This is a genomic window from Acinetobacter sp. A47 (assembly GCF_000805455.1).
Taxonomy (GTDB): Bacteria; Pseudomonadota; Gammaproteobacteria; order Pseudomonadales; family Moraxellaceae; genus Acinetobacter.
Map to the genome: position 1 here is coordinate 581,977 of NZ_JSUS01000071.1, position 25,437 is coordinate 607,413.

The window sequence follows — 25,437 nt, forward strand, 5'->3', positions numbered from 1 at the left end:
TCTTTTATGTACGAACCGTATCCCGTTCCTGAACTCGCACGTGAACACCAGCGTTTTCGCTACAGCAGTTTATGGACGTTTGCAAAACAAGATTTAAGGCTGTTACTTTTTTTCTTGGTGATTGCAAGCTTAATCGGATTGGGGGCCGGTTACTTCTGGAGCTGTATCTTTGTTGCTTTTGTGGTGTTCTTTGCCTTGCAGCTCCGTTCACTTTATCTGGTCAATGAATGGATTTCAAACCGTCCTTATGATGTCCCACCCAACCTGAACGGGATCTGGGGCGCATTACTGTTCAATGTCTACCGTGCACAACGTCAGGAACGTATCGTTCAGGCCGAAATGGTCGGCCTGATTGACCGTGCCCAGTCTTCTCTGGTGGCACTGGCCGAAGCCGTGGTACTGATTGATGATCAGCACCAGATCGAATGGTGGAATCCGGCAGCGGAAAAACTGCTCGGGATTAGCCCGCTGGATCGTGGCCGCAATTTATTGTCTATTCTGCGCCAACCCAGCTTTATTGAATATTTTAATCATAGCGAACAGTCTCCTGATGGCATTCGTCTGCAAGCCCAAATGGATGAAGAACGTTATGTACAGGTCAAGCTGACCCGCTTTGGAGGCGAAAGCCGTTTGCTGGTCGCCTATGACACGACCCGTGTCCATAATCTGGAACAGATGCGTAAAGACTTTGTTGACAATATTTCCCACGAGTTACGTACCCCGTTAACGGTATTGAGCGGTTATATCGAAACCTTTACCGATCAGGATGATATTACCCCACGCTGGAAACGTGCTTTCACGCAAATGCAATCCCAGACCAAACGTATGAATGCCTTGGTCAATGATCTCTTGTTATTGTCCAATCTGGAAAACAATAAAAAAGTTGCAAAGAACCAGATTATTGATATGGCCAACCTGATGAACCAGATCTTTGATGATGCCCGTGCCTATAATCTGGATTATGGTCATACCCTGAATCTGGATATTGATAGCCATTGTGACCTGATTGGCTCGGACATCGAGATCGCCAGTGCATTCAGCAACCTGATCACCAATGCAATTAAATATACCCCGCCCGGCGGCATTATTACCATTGGCTGGCATGAGGCCGGCGATCATGCTTTCTTTAGCGTACAGGATAATGGAATCGGCATTGACCCCAAACATTTACCGCGCCTGACTGAACGCTTCTATCGGGTGGATAGCGCACGTAGCCGGCAAACCGGCGGTACCGGCTTGGGACTGGCCATTGTCAAGCATGTCCTGATGCAACATGGTGCCCATCTGGAAATCACGTCCAAGGAAAACGAAGGCTCGACCTTTACCGCAGTCTTTCCGAAAGAACGCCTGTATCGTATGCTGTAGCAAGAGCATGCTGATAAAAAAAGCCGATTCTTCCTGATCGGCTTTTTTTGTGTGACCCGTTTCGGTTAGTGACTGGCAGTCGCCTTAGGCTCTGTTGACTCGAGCAAATGACTCGGCAACCCAAAAACATGATCAAAAAAGTAATTATAAACAAAGGTATAGCATGGGATCAGCACCATCAGGCTAAAGTCCAGTAAAAAGGCCTTGACCAGACTGATTTGCATCCACCAGGCGATCAGTGGAATCAAAATCATCACCAGCACAACCTGAAAACCGATCGCATGAGCGACCCGTCTTAATACAGTACGTTTTTTCAAAGACTGTGTTTTTTCCCACATCTCAAACACGTAGTTATAAAAAAAGTTTACCGTCACGGCGATGACTGCAATTAAAATTGATAATGGGCCGGTATGGCTAATGGTGGTACCTGACAGTACTGCCAGCACCATTGCACAAATAAAAAAGCTAAAGACTTCATAGAAAAAGACATACGTGATTCTTCTCTTGGTTCCTTGCATGAGCACACCTTAAAATCAATAATGAGTGGATTTTACGCTTAAATTTTGATAAAAAAAGTCAATCGTTATCAGTATGACTGACAAGGAAACAGACATGAAATTGACCAGTGAACAGCTTGAGCTGATTCTGGAAATTATTGATCGTGGTAATTTTTCGGCGGCTGCACGGGCGCTAAACCGGGTTCCTTCCGCAGTCAGTATGGCGATTGCCAATCTGGAAGCAGAATTAAATTTAAAATTGTTTGAACGCAGTAAAAATCATCTGGCCCCGACTGAGATTGCCTTATCGATTGAGCCGCATGCCAGACTGGTGGTGACCAAGCTACGTCAGCTGGAAATGCATTTAACCGAGCTTTCAACAGGACTGGAAACCCGGATTGCGCTGGGAATCGCAGCCGATGTTAACCAGAGGCCGCTATTGTCGGGCATACAACATCTGTTGCAACGTTATCCCCTGTTAGATATTGAAATGGTCAGTGCGCCACAACAGGAATTAAAAGCACGTTTACAGCGACATGAAATCGATCTTTATATTGCCTATAGCTCATCCGAACTTGACCTGAATGAACGTTTTCGCTTACTGGGTATGGAAAAATTTGTGGCTGCAATTTCTCCCCAAGGCGCACAACAGCTCAAGGAAAATCATAAAAATGAGCTGACCATGCTCTCTGAGCTCCGGCAAATCATTGTAGCGAGCAAGCATTATCCACTTCCCGACCGGCGGGTTCTGGTATCCGACTCATACTGGTATAGCGATAGTTTATTGATGGCAATCAATATGGTAGAACAGGGCTTTGGGTGGGGAAATTTTCCGCTCTCTATCGTACAGGAACATTTCGCCAAAGGCAGTTTGATTCGGCTGGAATTTGACGACACCACCAACCGGCTGGATATGCCCATTCATGCCATCTGGCCCAGCCATAAGCCGTTAAGCCAGACCATCCGGATGCTGATTGAATTGTGGAGTAAAGAAATCCTGATTGAATAAAAAAAGCCCGACATCCTGTCGGGCTTTTTCGTATTTCGTGATTAGGTGCAACTCCTGTCATACCTCACGTCCTGGTGCGCAAACTTATCATTCTTGTTTTATGTTCTGGAACTTCCTGTTCCTGATGAGTTCATATTAGACAATTCAGCTCTGCCTGAAAATGGGACATTGACCTTGATTGGTGTAAGCAAAAGCGTACACAATTTTTATGATATTCATTAAATGAAATTTGCTTTAATAAAACAGTAATACTTCAAAATACGCCGTTCCATTAGTTTATTTGATGATAAAGTAACTAAACGTAGAGGGATTTTCTTAACTCATTTTACTCAAGATATGAAATAGATTATTTTTTCTGCTTAGATTTTATTAAAAATATGGTGGAAAAGAGGGCTAATTTGCGTGTTAACTGAAATAGCTATTGCAGATGCATATGGTGCAGGATTTGAGTTTTGTACCACAGAAAAAATTAATGCTCATAATAACTTAGGGTCATACTGCCAACATGAGTTATACGATATTTCAGGTCAATATACAGATGATACTCAAATGTCGATTGCTATAGCTGAATTTATCTTGTCTGGAGCAGAATGGACTAAAGAAAATATAGCTACAAAATTTATAGAATGTTTTCAAAGAGATATTAGGTTCGGCTATTCTGAAGGTTTCTACAATTTGTTAACTCAAGTTAAATCTGGGAAAGAGTTACTTAATATGCTGATCTCAACCAGTGAAAGAAATGGTGCAGCTATGCGTTCAGTACCTATAGGTTTTTTAAAGAATAGGAGTGATGTTATTACGTTTGCTACATTACAAGCACAAATAACACATAACACTAAACTAGGGATATCTTCTAGTTGTGCAGTAGGTTTAGCAGCATACTTTGGCTTACAAGAGAAAGGTCCATTAGCAGAGTTAAAGAGTCTCTTAGAATGTGAAGGCTTGAATAAATGGGATTTTAATTGGCAAGGAAGGGTTTCTTTAAGTGCATATGATACCGTTAGTGCGGCTTTTACCTGCTTATTAAAACATAACTCAATGAGTTCACTTTTGAAAGCATGCATTCAATTAGGTGGAGATACTGATAGTGTTGCTTCTATAGCTATAGGCCTAGCCACATGCTTTACAGAATATAAAAATGATTTACCAAATCATCTTTTTGAAATGCTAAAAGAAAATGTTTATGGAATCCATTTTCTAAAGAGCTTGGATAGTGATTTGATTAATTTACTAAATCCTATTGATAATCATTAAAAAAGCCCGACATCCTGTCGGGCTTTTTCGTATTTCGTGATTAGGTGCAACTCCTGTCATACCTCACGTCCTGGTGCGCAAACTTATCATTCTTGTTTTATGTTCTGGAACTTCCTGTTCCTGATGAGTTCATATTAGGCAATTCAGCTCTGCCTGAAAATGGGACATTGACCTTGAATGGTGTAAGCAAAAGCGTACATCGTCATACACTCATCTCATTGATACAATTGGTCATGATCTCAAAGAGGATTGAAGCTTTAGCTAATCTCCTGATAAATCAGTCTGCTGTGATAATGCCCGTACATTCATATAACGATCATAGTCCTGTGCAAGCAAACAGATCAGCACGGAGCCCAGCAAAATCATAATCTGCTTTTTCAGTCTCATCATTTGTCCCCTCATAAACATGTCTATAAAAAGGTATAAGATTTTTTCCATCTCATCTAATATAGAAAAAGCAGCTACCAATCTAATTTTGAGATATGTGGACCTTTAAACAATTCAATTATCTAATCACGATTGTCGAAACGAGCGGTTTTGTGGCCGCTTCCGAGCAGCTGTTTATTGCCCAATCGGCCTTAAGCAGACAAATTAAAAATTTAGAAGAAGAATTAGGCTTCGAGATTTTCGACCGCTCTGAGAAAAAGATCAAACTCACCGTTGCAGGAGAAGCACTGTATAAAAGCTTAAAAACCAGTCTTGATCACTTAAAAAGTTCTATTGCCAGTGCCCAAAGTATCAGTCGGGGGGAAGGCCGTATTCTTAAAATTGCACATTCCAGCAGTATCGTGCTGGATCACAGCAAACTGGATATCTTTGAGCAACTCTGCAATACCCATCATATTGATATTGAGATGAATACTTTATCCTCTGAATTACAGCTCGAATATTTATTAGATGGCAGTATTGATCTGGGTTTTATCCGGCCGCCGATTTATCACAATTTAGATGAAGTGAATTCGATCAGTTTATACACTGCCCCGCTCTATGTTGCTGCCCATATTGCCGACCCAGTTTTAAGTGAAAAAGAAAGTATCTCGATCCGTGAATTAGCGTCATTAAATTTTGTTTCTGTACCGCATAAAGCGCGTGGCGGTCTCAGCTATCTGGCCGCCAACTTATGTCTGGTCAATGGTTTTTCTCCGAAAAGAAGCCGAATTTATTCAAGGAAAAAGTCTCAACTGGAACTGGTTGCCAATGGCTTTGGCATTTGTATTGTGCCTGAAGAGTTTAAAATGATTCTGCCTGGCAATGTCCGGCTGATTCCGATTCAGGATGAGAACACACTCAGCGAAGTGAAACTGATCTGGAAAAAGGATGAAGATATACTCATCGAGCAGTGTGCAGCCTCGATTCATGCTTATTACCGTGCCCAGTCCATAACATAAGTTGGCATTTAAAGCTGAAGATCAAATGAAAAAAGCCCGACATCCTGTCGGGCTTTTCCGGTATTTCGTGATTAGGTGCAACTCCTGTCGTACCTCACGTCCTAGTGCGCAAACTTATCATTCTTGTTTTATGTTCTGGAACTTCCTGTTCCTGATGAGTTCATATTAGGCAATTCAGCTCTGCCTGAAAATGGGACATTGACCTGAATCGATGTAAGTAAAAGCTTACAAGGTTTAGGTTAAATTTCTATCAAAGTTAAATAAAGTCTATTCCCTTTTTAAAAGATAAAAACTACTGAAAACCAAGAACGCTAGCTGAAAAATAAACCATATCAGCACGGAATAATTAGCACAGTATGTAATTGAATCATAAATAATTTCATTATAGGGCACGGTTTCCATCATATTTAATAGAATCAACTCTAAAACAAGTAATAGAAATGCCGTAGCAACATAAACGTATTTGTTTTTTATGAAGGTTAAAATTATTGAAAAGATGATGGATACTCCACCACACATCACTAACATAGATGGATCATTAGCGGAGACCCCATTTAACTGGTTAAAATAGGTAATCGTTGCTATCGCGATATATTCATTAATACATAAATCCTGGCCAAATTTATCAATCGTATATCCACCTATACCTGATAGGAATAAAAACACTATAGCTACATATCTAATCATACGTTATAGGCTCAATTTTAATGATGGATCAAATTTCCAAGTTTCAACTTGTCTTTCAGGATCTATACGACACGTCTCTTCACACCCATCAGGTATGGCAATAACATCGCCCTTTAAGGCTGATTTTATGAATTATTGCCATTTTTAGCCGTACTTTGACAATATCCTCTATTTACCAGCGATCTTATGCCTTTTCAACGCGAGGAATAACAACTCAACCTAGTTCGTCATACGGAAGAGCAAAAAATCAAAATCAGTTTTTGATAAAACCCGTCTAATCTTCTTTGAACTACACGATATCATTTCAATCTAATAATTAATTTTAAAAGTCCAAAACAATGCCAATCTCTGTACTTATCAGCATGTTTATATTTTCACTTACAATGTCCATTTCACCAGGACCAATCAATATTACAATCCTTTCCACCAGCTTAATGCATGGATTTCGAAAAACACTGCCCTTTATTTCAGGTGCAACCATTGGCTTTAGCTTACTGCTTATATTTTTAGGTTTTGGATTTAGTCAAACGATTAGCCAATCTCCTGTTTTTTTCAAAATACTAGAATGTGCAGGTGCATTATTTATTTTTTATCTGGGTCAGAAGATTATTTTTTCTAAACCACAAATTGAACTTGTAAAAAATATATCTGTTGCCAGTTTTACAGAAGGATTCCTCTTACAATGGCTCAACCCTAAAGCATGGATTGCATGTCTCTCGGGCATCTCCTTATTCACCTCACCCGTCAGTTATTTTCCCCTTATTCTGTTTATTCTTATTTATTTTATTACTTGCTATCTCTGTTTCATTGTTTGGGGTGTTTCAGGGCATAAGCTCGCAAAAATCTTAACCAACACACATCAGCTCAGGCTCCTGAATATGTTGATGGGCGGATCTTTAGTCATGCTATCTATCTTTATGCTGATCCAGCTATTCTAGAATTAAATGATTGATAAATTCGCTCAATCAAAGCATGGACAATCCCATTAACGGGTATATTCGCAGGCCAAACGGCATATACACTCAAGGGTTCAAGTACCCAATCCGGTAAAACTTTCACAATATGCTGCTGTTCAAGATCAGCCTGAATTAATTCATCAGGAGGCGCTGCCAGTCCCGCATTTAATTTTGCCAGCTGATACGCAGCTTCAACATTATTCACATAAATATGAGGCTGATATGAGATTTCGACCTCTTCTCCGGTATGTTGATGCCGTAATATTCTCTTATTTTTTCTCATACTTAAACCCAGCCATTTCATATTGGCCAGCTGTTTGGGATGAGTAATGGGGGGATATTGTCGTAAAAAATCCGGCGTCGCAACGATACTTCGGGCTAAGGGAAACAGATAACGCGCTTTAAATGAACTATCTGCAAGCTCACCAATTCGAAAAGCAATATCCACATTTTCAGCGATCAAATCTGTTCGGCTATCATCACAAGTGATGTGTACAGTTAAATCCTGATACATCTCAAAAAATGTCGTGATACATTGCATAAACTCGCTATGGATAAAAACTGCAGGGATGGAGATATGCAATTGTGTTTTTCTAATAATCGAACGTTGTTTGAAATCTGAAATACCCGACTCATAGGTTTCCAGCATGCCTTTGGCCGTTTCTAAAAGTTTTTGCCCATCATGTGTTAAGGTCATTTTTCGTGTACTACGATAAAATAAGGCACATTCCAAATTTTTTTCTAACTTGGCTAAATGCATACTCACTGTCGTGGTAGATAGGCCTAATGCTTTAGCACCTTTTGAAATTGAACCAAATTCAGCAATTTTTGCGAAAATAATTAAATATCTTATATCTTCAATCATATTTTAATATAGAGTCATTCTTCAAAACTAAAATATACTTATACATTCTGACGATTTCAAAATAACCTTTTTCGCAACGTTAAAAAACCCGCAATACATGTACAAACAACCAAAACAAGACCTAAGTTCTGAACAAAACCTGCAATAGCCAACATCACACTCAGTAATAAATAGTAAGTCAGTCCCAATATTGCGCCTGCGGTTCCCGCATTCTGCCGATAATCAGTTAATACGGTACTGAGCACATTTGGAATAACAATATTATAAGCCATCACGATTCCCATCATCGGTGCTAAAAACCATGCAGCGTCTTGTAAAGCAAAAACCAATAGACTCGATAATATTGCAAAAAGACAGGCATATCGAATCAATAATTCAATCTTCCAGCCTTTCATTAACATCCTGCGATTGAAAAAACTTCCCGTTAGCGAGAAAATCGCCAACAATCCTCCTGTCCATCCAAACTCTCGTACGCCCCAACCCAAACGCTGAAACAGAAATGGAGCAAGACCGTAATAGCTAAAAATCATTGTATTGAATAATGAAACTAAAAGAACACCTTTCCAGATCTTTGAATCTCTTAGCATAATAAAACCCAGCCTAAAAAACATAGGCTTCACCATTTTTTGCGGACGAGTTTCTGGTAGTGCAACCGCGGTAACCACAAATAAGCCTATGGCTAATATAGACAACCCAATAAAAATCCCCATATGCCCATACAGAGAAACGATCCAGCCGCCACTCATTAAGCCAAAGACCGGACTGATTGCAAGTGCAGCTCCCAATACGGAAAATACACGTGCCAAAGCTTTTGACTCATAGCTATCGTGCAAAATCGTTTGGACCACAACTGATCCAGCAGCAGCGCCTAAGGCTGCAATCATTCGAGCAAGCAACAGAATATTAAAATCAGTGCTAAACATTGCCAGTACAGCACCGCATGCATAGCACATTAATCCCAACAGCATTGTAGGACGACGGCCGATCCAATCGCTTAACCAGCCCCAGAGGGCGACCCCTAAGGCAAAAGCAAAAAAATAGACTGAAAGCGTTTGGGAACTTTGTTCATGACTGACATGAAATGAGGAGGCAATACTCGGTAAAGCAGGGCTATAAATCGTTTCCACCAGTTGCGGAAACATGATCAATAAAATTAATAACCATAGCGGAGGTTGTTTCTTCATTTGCACAATTTTTATCTATTGACTGAGTTCTACCTATTGTTGTGAAAATGAATTCGTCTGATTACAATGATTCAGACTTAAACTATAAAAAAACGGACAAGATGGCGAGAATCAGTCCAACCACCTGTTTTAATGCCGATCATTTTCATCTTCCCGTGATTGGTATTGCTGCTGATATGCCTGTACATGACTCGGGCCAACACAGTCATGGGCGACATCAACTCCTGTTTTCTGCAGCAGGCTGTATTAGCATCGAAATGGACACAAAAGTTTATTTACTTCCCCCTGGCCGGGCGGCATGGATTCCAGCAGGTGTATTACATCGTGCAATCATGCGTGGGGTCATCGCTTATCGCTCTTTATACTTCTCAACGGATTTACCCCTGAGACAAATCCCACTTCAGATTTTTACGGTTAATCCGCTTTTATTTGCAGTTATTGAACGAATGGCATTTTGGCCTTGGGATATGTCTGCGGAATCTCAAAACAGTCTTTTGACCGTATTTATGGAAGAATTAAAGACAGCGCCAAAAGAAAACTGGAGACTATCATTTCCCCAAGATCGCCGTTTATCTGTCTGGATAGAACGTATTCGTCAAGGTGAACTACCCTTACGGTTAAATGTATTCGCCCAACAAGCTGGTGCCTGCGAACGCACCATTAGCCGAATATTTATAAAAGAAACAGGGATGAATTATCAAAATTGGCGTCAGCAATGGAGATTATTGAAAGCCATAGAAATGTTAGCTGAAAAGGAAACAATCAGTAAGATTGCTCAGACGCTAGAATTTAGCAGTGACAGTGCATTTATTGCTTTTTTCCGCCAACATACAGGCGTGACACCCACATGCTATATCTGTTAAGAAAAAGCATAATGCAGATAAAAGCCTCTCAAATATACGCTTTGAGAGGCTTTTATTTTTAGTTCAAAACAACTTAAACCGAATGACCTAAACGCTCACCCATCACCACAGTCGAATTGGCCTTGAACTGCTCTTCCCAAACCATTTTATCTTTTTCAAATAAAACCACAGCAGTTGAACCTAAATAGAAGCGGCCTAACTCAGCACCCTTATCTAAATGCATTTGATGATGCTGCAACTCGACACGGCCTGTCGGTTTGACCTTACCTGTCGCAACGGTTTCAATCCCGGCCACAATCATGGCGCCCACCAAAACCACTGCCATACGGCCCAGTTCGGTATCAAATAAGCAGACCATACGTTCGTTACGCGCAAACAGGCCCGGTACATGTTCAGCCGTCACCTGGTTCACTGAAAATAATTCACCCGGAATATATAAGGTTTCGGTCAATGTACCCGCCAAAGGCATATGTACGCGGTGATAATCTTTCGGTGATAAATAAACGGTCGCAAACTGTCCGTCATGGAACGGTTTGGCCAACTGCGGATCACCAATCAGTTTCTCGACTGAAAAGCTTTGTCCTTTGGCCTGAAAAATATCACCTGCTTCAATTTTACCGAGCTGTGAAATCGCCCCATCGGCAGGACAGACAATACTATCGGCCTGTTCATCAATGCCACGCACGCCTTCTTTCAAGGCACGGGTAAAAAATTCGTTAAAAGATTTATAGTGTTGTGCATTGCTTTGCTCGGCAATGCTCATATCAATTCCATATTTGGCCTTAAATGCCTGAATCACAGCAGTTTTGACTAAAAGATTTTCACTTGCGGCAACCTTGCCAATCACACGGCTGAGCTGATGTTGCGGCACAAGGTTTTGTGCTTTGATAAATAATTGTTTTTTTAAATCTGCTGCAAAACTCACAACGGCGACTCTCCTGAAATAATAGGACTATCGAGGCGATTGCCCCACTCACTCCACGCACCGTCATAGGCTCTAACTTGCCAGTTCAGCAACCTTGCCAGAATATATGCCAATCCAGAACGATGATGAGACTGACAGTACACCACCACAGGTTGCTGTAAATTAAAGCCTAATTGTTCTAAACGTTGTTGTGTGCGTTCAAGCGGGTGTAATTTTAGATGATTTTCACGGTTTAGGGCAGTACTCCACTCAAAATGCAGTGCATTTGGGATGTGACCGCCGCGTCGCGCAGCCAGACGCAAGCCTGTATATTCATCATTGCTGCGGCAATCCCACAGCTGGATATGGTTTTGTTCGACCTGTTTTAACAATTCTTGATATTCGACCCGATATTGCTGCACCGCAGCTAAATCAACCTGCAACAGATCAGTTACAGCTTGAACCGGATCCACCTCGGTGGTGGTTGGCAGCCCGGCCCCCAGCCAGCCATGAATTCCACCATTTATCAGACTCGTCCGGTGAAAACCCAGACAATGTAAATTCCAGATTAATCGCCCGGCCCAGGCACCGCCTTCATCGTCATACACCACCACATGATGTTGCGGTGAAATATTCAATTTCCTGATCAAGGCCTGTAGACCGTCCAGATCAGGCAGTACCCCGTTGGCTTGTTCTTGTTGTGCCACCAGATATTTAGGCTGCAAATGGATTGCATGGGGAATATGCAGTTGTTCGTACACCGAAGCCCGGCTTAAATCAACAATACGAATGCGTTCATGTCCTAAATACGGAACCAGTTGTTCCGGTTCAATCAGTAAACCCAGTTTAAAATCTACATCAGTCATTGTTATGCTGTTTCGTCATCCGCCTTGTACATAATTTTAACATAGCCGACTTTTTATCTTTGTCTGATTTTTTGCATTGATTTAGCAGAAAAGAAGATATAGAGAAGTTAAATAATTGAATTTTCATTACAGAGTCTTACTGTGTTCTCATCCTATTTCGGGATAAGCCTTCGGCTCGACCTACTTTTGTTTCGACAAAAGTAGGCAAAACCATTGTCATCCACAAAACCTGTTCACTTCTTTCATCTATTTAACTGTATCGCAAAAAAGACGTCTTGCTTATATCACGCAGGTTGTGGATGACGTTTACGCGTATCGAATTAAAGTTTTAAAGTCTTACTTGTTTCTTCAATATCAAACACCTGACGCAAATACGCCAAGAAGGTATCATTATCGGTCATGGTCTTGCCCGGACTATCCGAAATTTTCGCCACCGACTGACGGTTACACTCCACCAGTTTCAACACAATATTCAACGGCTTTTGCCCCATATCATTGGTCAAATTGGTGCCAATCCCGAAACTCACCTGAAAACGGTCTTTAAAATATTGGTGCAATAACCAGGCTTTTTCCAGATTCAGGCCATCACTAAAGGTCAGCATCTTGGTCTTGGTATCAATCTTGAGTTTGCGATAATGTGCAAACGCCTTATCGCCCCACTCATACGGGTCACCACTGTCATGACGCAAGCCATCAAACAGCTTGGCAAAGTACAAATCAAAGTCACGCAAGAAAGCATCCATGCCAACCACATCAGTCAAGGCAATACCCAGATCGCCCCGGTATTCTTGTACCCATGCTTCGAGGGCGGCTTTCTGGAAATTACGCAGCCGCACATCAAGCGCCTGAAAGGCTTGCAAAAATTCATGCGCCATGGTGCCAATCGGGCTAATTCCTAACTGTTTCGCCAACAACACATTACTGGTGCCGCGGAAGACTTTTGGTGCTGCAGTATGAAAGGCTTGTACCACGTGTTTTTGCCAGTCAAAACTATAACGACGACGTGTCCCGAAATCAGACACTAAAAAAGGTGGGACATCATCTTGCTGTTGTTGTGCATAGTGTTGCAGCTGTACCAGTTTTTGCTGCAAACGGCGCTCACCTTCAGCCATGACCTCATCCGTACGGATACGACGGAAATATAGTTCATTGACAATCGCCAGCACAAAGATTTCAAACATCATCGCCTGGACCATAGGCCCTTCAATACGGATATCCAGTCGACCCGCTTCATCAATGCTGGCCTGAATAAAGCGGCGTTTCAGCTGGAACAGCTCCAGATAGTCAACGAAATCACTTTTAATGAAGCGTAATGAACGCAGGTATTGCAGTTCATCTTCGGCAAAACGTAATTCACACAGCCAGTCTAACTGCTGATTCAAGTCATCCAGAATTTCAACCAGTGGATAAACCGTATCTTCCAGATTTCGGCAACGGAATAAATACACGCTATGCGTTTGTGGAAACTGATGCAAGATCACCTGCAACATGGTGAATTTATATAAGTCGGTATCAAGTAATGATTGAATAATTGGTGTAGACATGACTGACTTGAATCTATTCTCGTTCAAGCATTAAAGCATACTTTTACCCAGAAATGAGTTTATCGATTGCAATGGATGACTTTTCAAAAAAGTAAAAAAATAATGTTTCTTTAGATTCAATCGATTAGCTCAGCCTTATGCTCTTTTTGTTGCGGTGGCAGAATCTCTTTTAAACGTTGCTGCTGCCCAAATTGCAGCGCAAACTGTTCTGCGGTAAGTTGTCCATCTTTGCCAGCATTGGCATCACAGTCCACCTGACGCAACTGTCTGGCAATGCCCCACTCGGCTTTGACAATTGCTCCCATCAGCGCCGTATGTCCACGCTTGTCCCGGAGACACCGATTGGCCCCGTGTTGAATCAAGACATTGACGGCTTCTTTTTGCCCGTAATAGCTGGCCATCATCAATGCGGTATAACCCGAATGATCCTGCACATTGACCGGAAAACCATGCTTTAAAAACTCTTGCAAGACTTCTGTATTTCCCACCTTGGCCGCAGAAAAGAACAGCTCAATCACTTCATCTGATCCGTTGACTGTGGCAGATGGCGTCCCCGCATAGGCTGAGGCCGATACACCGCTACAGAGTATGCTGATCACAAATAATGCAGCTCGTAAATGAATCATCACAACATCCTGAAAATCTAAACAAGGAGTGCCTGTAACACTCGCCCTAGGTGCAGGAAAGGCTATTGAGGTTACAGGACTTTCTGGGGGTAACTTTCAGGCACCTGTTACCACGTCAACGAAAGCGTTTATTCGTCTTTCAGCTGAGCTGCCTTGCTCTGTACATTTTTAAGGTTAACGCCTACGGCTTTGGCCAGACGCGTGCCATAGTCGGCATCGGCCTTATAGAAATAAGACACCATAATGCTCTTGGTTTCGGCATCTTTGACTTGGCCCAGATCCGCTGCAAGGTTACGGATCAGGTCATTCTTTTCCGCTGCCGAATAACTGCGGTAAAGCTCGCCGGCCTGTTTAAATGGCTGCTGTTTTTGAATGGCATGCTGCATGACCGTGCCTTCGAGCGGCGTAGCGACTGCACGTGCAATCTCGGTTGCAGGCTTTGGCTCGATCGTACTTGGCTCATAATTGACATGAGATTCTGTTTGTCCCATGTTCATCGCACCTTCCTGATTGTTGTTGTTTACCGCAACACGAGGACGGTTCACAGGAATTTGCTGGTGATTGGCCCCCAAACGGTACATCTGGGTGTCTGAATACGAGAAGATACGGCCTTGCAGTAAACGGTCTTCCGATGGCTCGATGCCCGGAATCAGGTTACCTGGTGCAAAAGCAGACTGTTCGGTTTCCTGGAAGAAGTTCTTCGGCATCCGGTTTAGGGTCAAGGTACCGACTTTCATTTCAGGTACCAGATGCTCTGGCCAGATCTTGGTGGCATCTAATGGATTGAAATCAAATTTATCCAGATCTTTCGGGTCAAGCACCTGAATATACAAATCCCATTTCGGATAATTGCCGGCGTAGACATTTTTATACATGTCATTGGTCAGGTGGTTCCAGTCGCGCCCTTGCACTTCTTTTACCTGATCCAGATTCAGGCCTTTCAGCCCTTGCTTGGAGCGCCAGTTAAACTTGACGTATTTATACTCACCCTTGGCGTTATATAGCTTGAATGCATGCACACCAAAACCGTCCAGGGTACGGTAGCTTTCCGGAGTCCCCAGGTTTGAATAAACATAGGTCAACATATTGATTGACCACGGCTGGCTCTTCAAGAAATCAAAAATACGGTTCGGGTCCTGTACATTGGTCACAGGATCCGGTTTCATCGCATGGATAAAATCAGGAAACTTGATCGCATCACGAATAAAGAATACCGGCAGGTTATTGCCGACCAGATCCCAGTTACCTTGCTGGGTATAGAATTTCACGGCAAAGCCATGCGGATCACGGGCCGTTTCCGGTGAACCTTTTGGATGGATTACGGTCGAGAAACGGACAAATACCGGGGTGGTTGTCCCGGCCTTAAACATCGAGGCAACAGTTAAGTCCGACAAATCTTTTGTGGCAACGAAATCACCATATACGCCTGTACCACGTGCATGCACGACACGCTCAGGAATACGCTCACGGCCAAAGCGCTGTAATTTTTGAATGAGCTGTACATCTTGCAGCAAGGTCGCACCATTTGCACCTGCTGTAGTGGAGTTCTGGTTATCACCGACAGGCGCACCGTTATCTTTTGTCAAAGGCGCTGCATACGCGGTGCCCAGCGTTGCTGCCATTATTGTAAATAAAAATGTTCGCTTAAACATAATGTTAAATCCAAAATCAAATGCCTTTCCTGCACGGGGACTATACAAAGATTTTAACAATAGATAAAAAAGATAATTTTAATTAAATAAATCGAAAAATAAGATCAAGGCCTCAAAGCAGCATGTTTGCTCAGTTTATCCGGCCTTTAAATCTGCTAGACTGCATCACTGACGGAACAGGTAATCTAAGTTTTATTATGCGTGCACTCATTCAACGCGTCCTCGAAGCCAAAGTTGTGGTTGAGGGCCAAACCACTGGCGAGATTCAACACGGTTTATTGGTTTTTTTAGGTTTGGGCAAGGAAGATACCTTAGAAAAAGGCCAGAAACTGATTGACAAGATTCTGAAATACCGGATTTTTGACGATGAGCAAGGCAAGATGGGCTGGAATGTAGGCCAGGCCAATGGCGGTATCTTACTGGTTTCCCAATTTACCTTGATGGCCCAAACCCAGAAAGGCTTACGGCCAGACTTTGGCCCGGCCATGCCACCTGCAGAAGCCAAAGCATTATATGAGCAGCTGGTAGCCTATACTCGCCAGCAATTTCATCATGTGCAGACGGGAATCTTTGCAGCAGATATGAAAGTCCATTTAATCAATGACGGACCCGTGACCTTTAATCTGGAAGTTGAATAATTCAAGCATAAAAAAACTCCCGAATCGGGAGTTTTTTTATGGCCTTTTTATTTGCCGGTTTTTTCTTTAATAAATGCACGTGCCTGACGGATTTTTTCTTTTACCGGTTTTGGCACTTTAGGTGGAATCAGTTTCGCAGCCTGGTTAAACCATACCAGCAGGCTAAAATCCCCTTCCATTTTGATGCTGCCATCCTGCATGCCCGTCATAAATGCAGTCGGGTCGCCTTTTAGCAAGGTTTTTACCCCTTGCTCGCTTGAAGCAAACTGCAAAATAAAATCGGCCTGTTCCGGTTGACCAGCCACCGTATCAATTTTACCACGATTCACAATAATCTGGCGGGCAAAACCGGCATCTGTACCAATCTGGATACGGAACTCACGGTCATGAACCAATTCAATAAACTTCGGGCTAGTGCGTGCCAATTGCTTCATACGTAACGCCAAACCTGCCACCAGCAGATCGAGTGGATCAGTGCTTACATCAACGATAGGTAACTTAACCACAGGTAAAGAAGAAAGCTTCATGACATTTATGCCTACAGTATTATGATGAAAATTAAGACAACTGTATCCTAGCACAATTGTAGAAAAGTCGGAAAAAGCTTTGTTGCAGAACGTTAGTGCAAAAAAGGCATGCCAAGCATGCCTTTGATGTTATTAAAATTATTATCATTTAACGACTAGAACATTGTTGCTGGTCATCCTTATAAACAGGTGTGTGCTCAATATACTGACGATTTGCCAGCTGTTTTTGAGCTTGTTTATCTTCACGTAACAGAATAAATGTAACCGTCATCATCGCGAGGCTCAATGCGGTCAGATAGCTATAGGCGACTGACATCTCGAACATGGTTTGCACACCGAAGCGTACCACTTCCAACAGTCCCCAGCAGAGCATACCTGCCATCATGAAACCTAACCAACGACGATAAGGAGAAAAGAAAACAGCAATCAGTGCGACAGCGATTAAGCCAAATCCAACCAACATGGTGAAATTCGCTGCTTCCATAGAAACCTCCGTCTTAAAAAGGGTGGCCGGCAATTGTGTCCAGACCTCTATCTTGTTCTGTAATCTCAAACAGTACTTGGTGTTGCATTAACGTCTTTATGCATTATGGAGAGTTTTTTTTAGAAAAAAAGAGCCTGAAATTAACCTTACGACATAAGCTGTCGCAATATGCTTTTGTAATTACATTTTTTCAAATTACAAAAGTCCCGAATCTCCATATAGCATCAATTGCGGCGTGTCATTACAAAAAAATATCGTTGTTTTCGACCGTAAAAAAACTTTTTTCAGAAATTTTTTATTGTTGTTTTTCTATACATTTAGACATAAATATGACGGAATCGTGACGGATGCAAAATAGAGAAAGCCGCCTTGCAAGGCGGCTTTCTCCAAATCAAAAAATAAAGGATTTAAGCGCGATTAAGATCCTTGTCGTGCATACCTAACAGGTACAACACCCCATCCAGACCTACACTCGAAATCGCCTGATTGGCATTTTGGCGCACCAGTGGCTTGGCACGGAATGCTACACCAAGGCCTGCAATCGAGAGCATCGGCAGGTCATTGGCACCATCTCCCACCGCCATGGCCTGTTCTAAAGAAATGCCCATTTTCTCAGCCAGCTGGCGAAGCAGCTCGGCCTTGCGCGCGCCATCCACAATAGCGCCCTTGACTTCACCTGTGACCACCCCATTTTCAACATCCAGAATGTTGGCATGGACTTCATCAATTCCTAATTTTGCTTGCAGGTATTCAGCAAAATACTGGAAACCACCCGATAAAATTGCGGTCTTGTAGCCCAAGGCTTTCAGCGTTGAAATCAGGCGTTCGGCACCTTCGGTTATGGTCAGGCGCTCTGCAATTTTAGGTAACACCGAAGCATCCAGCCCTTTGAGCAAGGCAACACGGGCGCGGAAACTCTGCTGGAAATCCAGCTCGCCCTGCATGGCACGTTCAGTAATTTCTGCCACCTGCGCACCCACGCCAGCTTCTAACGCCAATTCATCAATCACTTCCTGCTCGATCAGGGTCGAGTCCATATCGAAGCAGACCAGACGGCGATTGCGGCGATAGGCGTTATCTTCCTGCACTGCAACGTCGATATTCAACTCGCCAGACAGGCTCAGGCAGGCAGCGCGCATGGCCTGCGCATCCAGCATCTGTCCGCTCAGTCCAAACTGGACACAGGCCCGGCGCGGGAACGTACTTTGCTTTTCCCGTTCTGAACGGCCAGATAAACGGGTTACTGTTTCAATATTAAAGCCCTGACCTGACACAATCTGTGTGACGGCCTGCAAATGCGCAGCCGTAAGTTCGGGGGCCAGTGCGGTCACGATATAACGGGTTCGGCCGCCTTCACTGACCCATTGATCATATTCTACGTTGGAGATTGGTTTAAATCGCACAGTTAGGCCAATATCATGTGCTAAAATCAGGATCTCTTTCATTGCCAATGCTGTCGCAGTCTCATTATCCGATGCCACAACGATCCCGAGGGTCAGTTGATTATGGATAACGGCCTGACCGACATCAAGTATTTGCAAAGAATGTACGGATAGTACCTGCATTAATCGAGTAAACTGATTCGGTTGATCGGGTCCTAGAAAGGATATAAGAATGATTTCTCGCATGAATTGACTCGTGGTTGAGCGACAACTATTGTATGTAAGAATCATAACATAACCGAACCTAAATCTATTTGCCTTGGAAGTTTAACTTGAATGCGCCTCGCCAAGGGCTATTTGCTAGCCTACTGATCGTAAGTTTTGCATTGCATACCTTTTTATTGGTGATTGCAACGACACACCAACTCAATGAAAACCGCGCCAGCCAAGGGCAACTGATGACCAGTCAGCTAGTGGCTGATACGCTTTCCGAGCTGGAGCCTGCCAATACCGTTTCATTGGCACTGGTGGCCAACCGTTATGCCACCAACCCAAGTGTTGCTTCAATTCGTATCCTGGACGCCAACAAGCAGGTGCTGGCCACCAGCGGCATGTCGAAAACCCGTCAGGGTGAAGTGTTCGTCCGTGATGCGTTGCAAAATGAGAAGAAAGTTGGCACGGTGGAAATTACCCTGATCCAGCCAAGTATCGGTGAAATCTTACGTACCCAGTGGCTAGCAATTTTGGTTTCGCTATTTATCCATGCCCTGATCTGGCTTGCCTATCGTGCCATTGCCCGTCCAACACGCAGTGAATATCTGGCCCGTATCAATCAGGAAAATCATCTCAAGCATGAAATTCAGCGTTTAACCCAGGCATTGGCGCTGGAAAAACAGAATACCGTAACGTTGGTGGCTCAGGCCCAACAGCAGGCTAAAGCGCAAAGCAAGGCCCGTAGCGAGAAGCGCCCGGCAGAAAACGTACAGCTGGATGGACAGGCATTGGCACTGAATATCCAGTTCTACGATCCGAAACAGCTGCTCAATAGTGTCAACCAGTCGGTGTCGGTGCCTTATTTTAAACTGTGTCAGTTATTCCTCGACAAGAGTATTGACCTGTGTGCCAAGCATTATCAGATTGATGCGGCTAAAATCCAGGTGGCTCAGGAATTTGACCGTGAAGGTGCAACATTAACCACCAATGCCGAACAACCGCAGGCGCTAGAATGTCTGATGATGGTCGGGGCCGTGTTCCAGCTGTTGTCGGATGTGCTGTATAAGCGTTATCGCGAAGATAAGCGCTTTGCCTTGCAAACCCGGGGTGCGGTTGCCAGCGCGGTCGAAGCCATGCAGCTGGATGCAGTTGAAGCAGCGAAACGCTTAACCCAGCATTTACATGCTAAAGAAGCGGCATTACACCTGAACCACGAACAGCTTAAAATCATCCAGAATCATTATGAGCTGGTGGCGTTGCCAAACCCAAGCAACATCATGACCCGCCATGCATTCATGATTAATGGCATGAACGAAGCCTGTGCAACCGTGGCTCAGACGCTACGTACTGAAATCCTGATGGGCAAAAAAGCCAAGGCAGCGACTGAGTCCTGATTCAGGCGTCGCAGCTTAAATTTAAATAAGGCTCTGTTGAATGACAGAGCCTTATTTTTTTCCTCTGTCCATTCATCATGCCAGCCTGTTAAAAAGTTCAAGGCGACAGCTGCCGATCAGGCCAGGCTGTGCTTTTCCAGCCTGCATACGGGAATTGATCAAGAAGCACAGGCGAAATTTTTTAAAATGCGGTAAACTATGCCAGATTTATCGAATACTAGAGCCTTAAAAGGCAACATCAAAGGTGAAAGCGAATGCCGCTGAGTCGTGTTGAAGAGCTTGTCGCAGATATTCGTGCAGGCAAAATGGTCATCCTGATGGATGACGAAGATCGTGAAAATGAAGGTGACCTGGTCATCGCCGCGACGCATGTCCGCCCTGAAGATATTAACTTCATGATTACCCATGCACGCGGTCTGGTCTGCCTGACCCTAAGCCGTGAACGCTGCAAGCAACTCAACCTGCCGCTGATGGTTGATCAGAACGGCGCACAGCACGCCACCAACTTCACGCTTTCCATTGAAGCAGCAGAAGGTATCAGCACCGGTATTTCAGCAGCAGAACGTGCGCATACCATCCGTACTGCGGTGGCTGCCCACGCCAAGCCAAGTGACATCGTCCAGCCAGGGCATATTTTTCCGTTGATGGCACAACCGGGTGGTGTGTTACACCGTGCCGGCCATACCGAAGCAGGTTGTGATTTAACCCGTTTGGCCGGCCTCGAACCGGCATCCGTGATCTGTGAAATCATCAATGATGACGGCACCATGGCACGTCGCCCTGATCTGGAAGTATTTGCAGAAAAACATGGTTTAAAAATTGGAACCATTGCAGACCTGATTCATTACCGCATGACCAATGAGCAAACCGTTGAACGTTTGTCTCAAGAGACCATTGAAACTGAATATGGTACCTTTGAGCTGTACAAATACCGTGAGCTTGGCAATCCGGACATTCATGTTGCCTTGGTCAAGGGTGAACCGAAACAGGGAGTTACCACTGTTCGTGTACATGGGTTCAGCCCGGTTCGTGACCTGTTAAAACTCAATAAAGCAGACGGTTCACCGGCATGGAATCTTGATCTGGCCATGAAAACCATTGCTGCCAGCGAGCGCGGTGTACTGGTCTGGATCGGACAAGATCACCTGGAAGATTTAGGTCCGGCCTTAAACAGCTTGAATCAGCCAAAACCGCTGAAATCCAATGCCGCACTGTCTCACCAGTACCAGACCATTGGTGTCGGTGCACAGATTTTACGTGACCTGGGTGTTGAAAAAATGAAGTTGTTGAGTTCACCGCTTCGTTTCAATGCCCTGTCAGGATTTAATTTAGAGGTGGTGGAATACATCACTGCCGATCAAATCACAGCAAAATAATCGAGGTTGCTATGGCAATTCGCCGTATTGAAGGTTTATTACATCTCGCCAGCGAAGGTCGTTATGCGATCTTAGTCGGTCGTTTCAACAGCTTCGTGGTTGAACATTTACTTGAAGGTGCCATCGACACATTAAAACGTCATGGCGTTTCAGAAGAAGCGATCACCGTTATCCACGCACCAGGTGCATGGGAACTGCCGGTCGTTGCAAAAAAACTAGCGGCTTCAAATAAATTTGATGCCATCATTGCCCTGGGTGCAGTAATCCGCGGCAGCACGCCACATTTTGATTTTGTTGCAGGCGAATGTGCAAAAGGTTTAGGTGTGGTTGCACTTGAAAGCACAATGCCGGTCATCAATGGCGTGTTGACAACAGACAGCATTGAACAGGCAATTGAACGTTCTGGTACGAAAGCAGGTAACAAAGGTAGCGAAGCTGCATTGACTGCAATCGAAATGGTTAACTTATTAAAGGCAATTTAAAGCATGTCGCAAACACTTCAGGCCGCTTATGCAGCGAAACGCAAAGCACGTCGTTTTGCTGTACAAGGGATTTATGAATGGCAAATGAGTCATAACCCTGTACATGAAATTGAAGCACGCACCCGTGTTGAAAATGCGATGCACAAAGTTGACCTCAACTATTACCATGAATTGCTCACTCAAGTGGTTGCTCAACATGAAGCTTTAGATGAGTTACTCATCCCGGTACTTGACCGCGAGCTTGCTGCACTAGATGGGGTCGAACTCGCCACATTAAGACTCGGTGCATACGAGTTGCGGGATCATCTCGAAATTCCATACCGTGTGGTTCTTGATGAGGCAATCGAGTTAGCAAAACACTTTGGTGGTGCAGACAGCCATAAATATATCAATGGTGTATTGGACCGTCTTTCATCAAAGCTTCGTGAAGCTGAAAAAAAACAGGCAAAATAACAGGCTTGATGTGACATGGCTGAGTTTTCCATTATTGAACGTTACTTTAAGCGTCCATCCCGTACAGGGGTCAGCTTAGGTATCGGTGATGATTCAGCCATCGTCACCCCTCCTCCTTCCCAACAGCTGGTGATCTGTGCCGATACACTGGTTGCGGGTCGTCATTTTCCCCTAGATACAACAGCGCATGCCATTGGCTGGAAAAGTGTCGCCGTCAATTTATCGGATCTGGCGGCTATGGGGGCAAAACCCCACAGCATTTTACTGGCACTCAGCTTACCAACCGTTGATCATGACTGGCTGGCGGGTTTTAGTCAGGGATTATTCGACTGCTGCGATCAGTTCGGGGTCAGCCTGATTGGGGGCGACACCACCCAGAGCACCCAGCTCACCATCAGTGTCACTGCCCTGGGCTGGATTGAACAGGGACAGGCAATTACCCGTGCCGGCGCACAGGTTGGTGACTATATCTGTGTCAGTGGACAGATCGGCGATGCCGCTTTTGGCTTGCAACATTCAGGTCATGCCTTGCAACAGCGTTTGGATTATCCGACACCACGCTGTCAGTTAGGACAGCAACTCAAGGGACTGGCTTCCAGCATGATTGATGTGTCTGATGGTCTGGCGCAAGATCTGGGCCATATCTTGAAAGCCTCTCAAGTAGGTGCAAAATTACAGCTCGAACAGCTACCGTTAGATCCATCACTAAAACAGCTCAATCTGCAACAGGCTTGGCATTATGCCCTGGCTGGCGGGGATGATTACGAATTATGCTTTACAATATCACCGCAAAACTTTAAAGAACTATCGCGACAACAATTAGATGTTCCGCTTACAATAATCGGCGAAATTACCCAACAGTCCGGATTGTTATTTGAGTATATGGGCGCCCCCTGCCCGTTACATGTTCATGGATACCAACACTTTGCATAAACCGCCCATTCACTTTAGCCAAATGACTTGGTTTGACCGCTTCATCGTTTTTTGTGGTGTGGGTTTCGGTTCTGGTCTGGCACCTAAAGCGCCAGGCACCTTCGGTTCGGCTTTTGCTTTGCTGTTCACCCCCCTATGGCTCTATCTGGGTCTGTCCGCAAGCCTTCTGGTTATCATCGGCATGTCTCTCATCGGCATTTATATCTGTGGACATACAGCAAAAGTCATCAATGTCCATGATGATGGGCGCATTGTCTGGGACGAATTTGCAGGACAATCGATTACCCTGCTGCCTTTGCTTTATTTACAACAGCTGAACTGGATATGGGTCATTGCCGGATTCGTATTATTCCGTATATTTGATGTCTGGAAACCGTTCCCGATCAGTTGGGCCGACCGGAAAGTATCCGGCGGTTTCGGGATCATGCTGGATGACATTATTGCAGGGCTTTGGGCAGCCATCTGTATTCTTATTATTCATTTTTATATTTTGACTTAAGCCATTACATTAGAGTTAGTTATGTCAACAACTGTTATTATTCTTGCAGCAGGGAAAGGAACGCGGATGCGTTCAAAATTACCAAAAGTATTACAGCCACTGGCAGGTCGTCCATTATTGGGTCACGTCATCCAGACAGCCAAAAAACTCAATGCCGATAATATCATTACCATTTTCGGGCATGGCGGCGAGCTGGTTAAACAAAGCTTTGCTGCAGAACAGGTCGAATGGGTCGAGCAGGCTGAACAGTTAGGTACCGGGCATGCCGTTCAAATGACTTTACCGGTCTTACCACAAGATGGCATTTCCCTGATTTTATCGGGCGATGTACCTTGTATCCATGCCAATACCCTGCAAAAATTATTGGATGCCGCTACACAGACCGGCATTGGCTTGGTCACACTGACCGTGGAAGACGCCACTGGCTATGGCCGCATTGTGCGCCAAAACGGTAGAATCCAGGCCATTGTTGAACATAAAGATGCCACCGAAGAACAGCGCCAGATCCGGGAAATCAATACCGGTATTTACTGTGTCAGCAATGCAAAACTGCATGCGTGGCTGCCTAAACTTTCCAATGATAATGCCCAGGGTGAATATTACCTGACCGATATCGTGGCAATGGCCATTGCAGACGGTCTGGAAGTTGCCTCGGTTGAGCCGGAACTGGCCTTTGAGGTCGATGGTGTCAATAATCGCCTCCAGCTTGCGACCTTGGAACGTCAGTTCCAGCAACAGCAGGCCAAAGCTCTGATGGAACAGGGCGTGCATTTAATTGACCCGAGTCGTTTTGACTTACGTGGTAGCCTTAAATGCGGCCAGGATGTGCAGATTGATATCAATGTCATCATTGAAGGTGACTGTGAACTTGGCGATAACGTCCAGCTGGGTGCAGGCTGTATCTTGAAAAATACCCGCATTGCAGCAGGTACCAAGGTCCAGGCCTATAGCATTTTTGAAAATGCAGTGGTGGGAGAAAATACCCAGATCGGGCCTTTCGCGCGTTTACGTCCGGGTGCCAATCTGGCCAATGAAGTGCATATCGGTAACTTTGTAGAAGTCAAGAATTCCAATATCGGTCTGGGCTCCAAAGCCAATCACTTTACCTATTTAGGTGATGCAGATATTGGTGCGGGCTGTAACATTGGTGCAGGTACCATCACCTGTAATTACGATGGTGCCAACAAGCACCGTACCCTGATCGAAGACAATGTCTTTATCGGAACCAATAATTCACTGGTTGCACCGATCAAAATCGGTCAGGGTGCAACAACAGGCGCAGGATCAACCTTAACCCGAGATGTGGCTGAGCATAGTTTGGCTGTCGAACGATCAAAACAGTTTGAAAAAGCAAATTATCAACGTCCCCAAAAACTGAAAAAATAAGAGGATAAAA

26 protein-coding genes are annotated in these 25,437 nt (G+C 44.2%); 14 read left to right on the top strand and 12 right to left on the bottom strand.

What is annotated here, in order from left to right; genetic code table 11:
- Positions 1–6 precede the first annotated feature (6 nt).
- A complete protein-coding gene (phoR, locus tag OC23_RS18155; protein ID WP_038346366.1) occupies positions 7–1,365 on the top strand; it encodes a phosphate regulon sensor histidine kinase PhoR in 1,359 nt (452 codons plus the stop codon).
- A 65-nt stretch (positions 1,366–1,430) separates the two neighbouring features.
- Here the strand turns inward: phoR and OC23_RS18160 are convergent, their stop codons facing one another.
- Positions 1,431–1,883, bottom strand: coding sequence for a PACE efflux transporter (locus OC23_RS18160; protein ID WP_038346367.1), 453 nt, complete (start codon positions 1,881–1,883; stop codon positions 1,431–1,433).
- Between the two features lie 94 nt (positions 1,884–1,977).
- Between OC23_RS18160 and OC23_RS18165 the strand changes: the two genes are divergently transcribed.
- Together OC23_RS18165 and OC23_RS18170 are read left to right on the top strand one after the other, a co-directional pair.
- Positions 1,978–2,871, top strand: a complete 894-nt coding sequence (locus OC23_RS18165; protein ID WP_038346368.1) for a LysR family transcriptional regulator — start codon at positions 1,978–1,980, stop codon at positions 2,869–2,871.
- Positions 2,872–3,273: 402 nt separating this feature from the next.
- Positions 3,274–4,125 (top strand): ADP-ribosylglycohydrolase family protein, encoded by an 852-nt coding sequence (locus tag OC23_RS18170; RefSeq protein ID WP_038346369.1) that lies wholly within the window; start codon positions 3,274–3,276, stop codon positions 4,123–4,125.
- A 261-nt stretch (positions 4,126–4,386) separates the two neighbouring features.
- On the opposite strand, the gene OC23_RS19605 is transcribed toward OC23_RS18170, so the two are convergent.
- Positions 4,387–4,515: a hypothetical protein gene (locus tag OC23_RS19605; RefSeq protein WP_264673654.1), complete on the bottom strand. Its 129-nt coding sequence runs from the start codon at positions 4,513–4,515 to the stop codon at positions 4,387–4,389.
- Positions 4,516–4,607: 92 nt separating this feature from the next.
- Between OC23_RS19605 and OC23_RS18175 the strand changes: the two genes are divergently transcribed.
- Positions 4,608–5,513 (top strand): LysR family transcriptional regulator, encoded by a 906-nt coding sequence (locus OC23_RS18175; protein ID WP_038346370.1) that lies wholly within the window; start codon positions 4,608–4,610, stop codon positions 5,511–5,513.
- 1,025 nt (positions 5,514–6,538) lie between these two features.
- Positions 6,539–7,138, top strand: coding sequence for a LysE family translocator (locus OC23_RS18185; RefSeq protein ID WP_038346372.1), 600 nt, complete (start codon positions 6,539–6,541; stop codon positions 7,136–7,138).
- Here the strand turns inward: OC23_RS18185 and OC23_RS18190 are convergent.
- A complete protein-coding gene (locus OC23_RS18190) occupies positions 7,116–8,021 on the bottom strand; it encodes a LysR family transcriptional regulator (RefSeq protein WP_038346373.1) in 906 nt (301 codons plus the stop codon). The genes OC23_RS18185 and OC23_RS18190 overlap by 23 nt on opposite strands.
- Positions 8,022–8,077: 56 nt before the next feature.
- The gene (locus tag OC23_RS18195; RefSeq protein WP_038346374.1) at positions 8,078–9,205 is read right to left on the bottom strand and encodes a multidrug effflux MFS transporter; all 1,128 of its coding nucleotides are present in this window, start codon (positions 9,203–9,205) and stop codon (positions 8,078–8,080) included.
- 47 nt (positions 9,206–9,252) lie between these two features.
- Here OC23_RS18195 and OC23_RS18200 point away from each other — a divergent pair, with 47 nt between their 5' ends.
- Positions 9,253–10,068: an AraC family transcriptional regulator gene (locus OC23_RS18200; protein ID WP_264673655.1), complete on the top strand. Its 816-nt coding sequence runs from the start codon at positions 9,253–9,255 to the stop codon at positions 10,066–10,068.
- A 73-nt stretch (positions 10,069–10,141) separates the two neighbouring features.
- Here the strand turns inward: OC23_RS18200 and asd are convergent, their stop codons facing one another.
- The 5 genes from asd to OC23_RS18225 all read right to left on the bottom strand — a co-directional run bounded on the left by asd (position 10,142) and on the right by OC23_RS18225 (position 15,660).
- Positions 10,142–10,993: an archaetidylserine decarboxylase gene (asd, locus tag OC23_RS18205; RefSeq protein ID WP_038346375.1), complete on the bottom strand. Its 852-nt coding sequence runs from the start codon at positions 10,991–10,993 to the stop codon at positions 10,142–10,144.
- A complete protein-coding gene (locus tag OC23_RS18210) occupies positions 10,990–11,838 on the bottom strand; it encodes a sulfurtransferase (RefSeq protein WP_038346376.1) in 849 nt (282 codons plus the stop codon). The genes asd and OC23_RS18210 overlap by 4 nt, the downstream gene beginning before the upstream one ends.
- A 320-nt stretch (positions 11,839–12,158) precedes the next feature.
- Positions 12,159–13,382, bottom strand: coding sequence for a nicotinate phosphoribosyltransferase (gene pncB, locus OC23_RS18215; RefSeq protein ID WP_038346377.1), 1,224 nt, complete (start codon positions 13,380–13,382; stop codon positions 12,159–12,161).
- Positions 13,383–13,498: 116 nt separating this feature from the next.
- Positions 13,499–14,008, bottom strand: a complete 510-nt coding sequence (locus OC23_RS18220) for an ankyrin repeat domain-containing protein (protein WP_038346378.1) — start codon at positions 14,006–14,008, stop codon at positions 13,499–13,501.
- A gap of 128 nt (positions 14,009–14,136) precedes the next feature.
- On the bottom strand, positions 14,137–15,660 hold the full coding sequence (locus OC23_RS18225; RefSeq protein ID WP_038346379.1) for a catalase: 1,524 nt from the start codon (positions 15,658–15,660) through the stop codon (positions 14,137–14,139).
- A gap of 197 nt (positions 15,661–15,857) precedes the next feature.
- On the opposite strand from OC23_RS18225, the gene dtd reads away from it, so the two are divergent.
- Positions 15,858–16,298 carry a D-aminoacyl-tRNA deacylase gene (gene dtd, locus OC23_RS18230; protein WP_038346468.1) on the top strand — a complete coding sequence of 147 codons (441 nt, stop codon included), beginning with the start codon at positions 15,858–15,860 and terminating at the stop codon, positions 16,296–16,298.
- 47 nt (positions 16,299–16,345) lie between these two features.
- Here the strand turns inward: dtd and OC23_RS18235 are convergent, their stop codons facing one another.
- The 3 genes from OC23_RS18235 to serB form a co-directional block, all read right to left on the bottom strand.
- A complete protein-coding gene (locus OC23_RS18235; RefSeq protein WP_005228046.1) occupies positions 16,346–16,825 on the bottom strand; it encodes a hypothetical protein in 480 nt (159 codons plus the stop codon).
- Between the two features lie 148 nt (positions 16,826–16,973).
- Positions 16,974–17,309 carry a ciprofloxacin tolerance protein AciT gene (gene aciT / locus OC23_RS18240; RefSeq protein ID WP_038346380.1) on the bottom strand — a complete coding sequence of 112 codons (336 nt, stop codon included), beginning with the start codon at positions 17,307–17,309 and terminating at the stop codon, positions 16,974–16,976.
- Positions 17,310–17,716: 407 nt separating this feature from the next.
- Positions 17,717–18,937 (bottom strand): phosphoserine phosphatase SerB, encoded by a 1,221-nt coding sequence (gene serB, locus OC23_RS18245; protein WP_081407345.1) that lies wholly within the window; start codon positions 18,935–18,937, stop codon positions 17,717–17,719.
- A 68-nt stretch (positions 18,938–19,005) separates the two neighbouring features.
- Between serB and OC23_RS18250 the strand changes: the two genes are divergently transcribed.
- The 7 genes from OC23_RS18250 (at position 19,006) to glmU (ending at position 25,427) form a co-directional block, all read left to right on the top strand.
- Positions 19,006–20,298 carry a hypothetical protein gene (locus tag OC23_RS18250; protein ID WP_171194823.1) on the top strand — a complete coding sequence of 431 codons (1,293 nt, stop codon included), beginning with the start codon at positions 19,006–19,008 and terminating at the stop codon, positions 20,296–20,298.
- Between the two features lie 254 nt (positions 20,299–20,552).
- Positions 20,553–21,674 (top strand): bifunctional 3,4-dihydroxy-2-butanone-4-phosphate synthase/GTP cyclohydrolase II, encoded by a 1,122-nt coding sequence (gene ribBA / locus OC23_RS18255; protein ID WP_038346383.1) that lies wholly within the window; start codon positions 20,553–20,555, stop codon positions 21,672–21,674.
- Between the two features lie 11 nt (positions 21,675–21,685).
- Complete coding sequence (ribE, locus tag OC23_RS18260) at positions 21,686–22,156, top strand: 6,7-dimethyl-8-ribityllumazine synthase (protein ID WP_038346384.1); 471 nt, start codon at positions 21,686–21,688, stop codon at positions 22,154–22,156.
- Between the two features lie 3 nt (positions 22,157–22,159).
- On the top strand, positions 22,160–22,609 hold the full coding sequence (nusB, locus tag OC23_RS18265; protein ID WP_038346385.1) for a transcription antitermination factor NusB: 450 nt from the start codon (positions 22,160–22,162) through the stop codon (positions 22,607–22,609).
- Between the two features lie 15 nt (positions 22,610–22,624).
- Positions 22,625–23,542 (top strand): thiamine-phosphate kinase, encoded by a 918-nt coding sequence (thiL, locus tag OC23_RS18270; RefSeq protein ID WP_038346386.1) that lies wholly within the window; start codon positions 22,625–22,627, stop codon positions 23,540–23,542.
- On the top strand, positions 23,520–24,041 hold the full coding sequence (locus OC23_RS18275) for a phosphatidylglycerophosphatase A (RefSeq protein ID WP_038346387.1): 522 nt from the start codon (positions 23,520–23,522) through the stop codon (positions 24,039–24,041). Before thiL ends, OC23_RS18275 begins: the two co-directional genes overlap by 23 nt.
- Before the next feature lie 21 nt (positions 24,042–24,062).
- Positions 24,063–25,427 carry a bifunctional UDP-N-acetylglucosamine diphosphorylase/glucosamine-1-phosphate N-acetyltransferase GlmU gene (gene glmU, locus OC23_RS18280; protein ID WP_038346388.1) on the top strand — a complete coding sequence of 455 codons (1,365 nt, stop codon included), beginning with the start codon at positions 24,063–24,065 and terminating at the stop codon, positions 25,425–25,427.
- Positions 25,428–25,437 lie beyond the last annotated feature (10 nt).